This is a genomic window from Microbacterium sp. Leaf351, assembly GCF_001423825.1.
Taxonomy (GTDB): Bacteria; Actinomycetota; Actinomycetes; order Actinomycetales; family Microbacteriaceae; genus Microbacterium; species Microbacterium ginsengisoli.
On sequence record NZ_LMPK01000002.1, the window covers coordinates 129,966 to 131,459 of the forward strand.

At 72.6% G+C, this 1,494-nt stretch carries 2 protein-coding genes; one reads left to right on the top strand and one right to left on the bottom strand.

Annotation, left to right across the window (positions count from 1 at the left end):
* The first annotated feature begins 24 nt into the window (after window positions 1-24).
* Window positions 25-558, top strand: a complete 534-nt coding sequence (locus tag ASG00_RS01150; protein ID WP_045248021.1) for an adenine phosphoribosyltransferase — start codon at window positions 25-27, stop codon at window positions 556-558.
* Window positions 559-560: 2 nt separating this feature from the next.
* Here the strand turns inward: ASG00_RS01150 and ASG00_RS01155 are convergent.
* Window positions 561-1,494 (bottom strand): amidohydrolase family protein (locus ASG00_RS01155; RefSeq protein ID WP_235559029.1); only part of this gene is annotated, 934 nt, incomplete at its 5' end.

A 1,494-nucleotide genomic window follows, 5' to 3' on the forward strand; every position in this document is an offset into this window, starting at 1 on the left:
ACACGCGCCGGGTATCGTGACCGCGTGCCCATCGAAGCCCCGTCTGCCGCCGACCTCGCCCGCGCCGAGAGTCTCATCGCGATCGTTCCCGACTTCCCGACGCCGGGCATCAACTTCCGCGACATCACGCCGCTGCTCGCCGACGCCGACGCGTTCCGTGCGGTGATCGACGGCCTCCTCGCCCCGTTCGAGGGCACCTACGACGTCGTCGCCGGGATCGAGGCGCGCGGATTCCTGCTGGCGGCCGCCGCGGCGGTCGCCGGTCATGCCGGTCTCGTGCCGATCCGCAAGGCGGGCAAGCTGCCGCGACCCGCGGCATCCGTCGACTACGCCCTCGAGTATGCGACCGCCACGATCGAGATGCACGACGACATCGCTCCCGGCACCCGGGTGCTGCTGATCGATGACGTGCTCGCGACCGGCGGCACGATCGCCGCGGCGCAGGGCCTCGTCGAGCGTCTGGGCGGCACGGTCGCGGGCACCGCCGTGCTGCTCGAGCTCACCGCGCTCGGCGGCCGGGCGCTCACGGGCGACGTGCACGCTCTGTTCACGGTCTGAGGTCAGGCGGCCGGCGCCACGACGCGCCTCCCCCGCACATAGACCTCTGCGACCGCCTGCTCGCGCATGCCCAGCAGCAGCGTGAACAGATGGGCGGATGTCCCGGGTTCCCCGCTGTGCGCGAGTACGTCGGCGAGGCCGGGCTGGTCCTGCGGTCGCACCACGACGAAGTCGGCCTCCTTGCCGGCGTCGAGGTTGCCGAACACGTGCTCCTGGTCGAGCGCGCGGGCACCGGCGAGGGTGCCGAGGAAGAGCAGCTCGGCCGGGTGCAGCGCGATCGCATCGTCGCCGGGCTCGGTCATGTGCACCTTGTATGCGTCGGAGAGCACACGCGGGATGAGCCACTCGTCGCCCGCCCCGACATCGGTGCCGAGGGCCACGGTGACGCCGTGTGCGAGCGTGCGACGCCAGGGCATGGTGCCGCTGCCGAGGAACAGCTGCGATGTCGGGCAGTGCGCGATCGATGAGCCGGTCTCGGCGAGCCGGGCGAGCTCGGCGTCCTCGCAGTGCACCGCGTGGGCCAGGATGCTGCGCCGTCCCAGCAGGCTCTCGCCACCGTATGCCGATCCGGGCATGAAGTGCCCGTCGTAGGTGTCGAGGTAGGTTCGCGTGCCGTAGACCTCGCGCACCGCGGCGATCTCGCCGTCGCCCGGACGGTTGTTCTCGTTGAGGTGCGAGTGGAAGTAGACGCCCCGCTCGCGCGCCTCGCCGTACAGTTCGCCGAGCCCTCTCAGCGTCGTCGGCGTCACCGACAGGCTGAAGCGCGGCACGACCGCGACCTGCGCGAGCGCGCGCGTCGCGTCGGCCGCGGGGCCGGCGGCATCCTGCCCGTGCCAGGCGTCGATCTCGTCGCGGGTCAGCGCGAGCGCGTCGGCCTCGCTGGTGAGAAGGGCGGTGGCCGAGGCGGGGCCGACGGTCTGGATGCCGCGGCCGCTC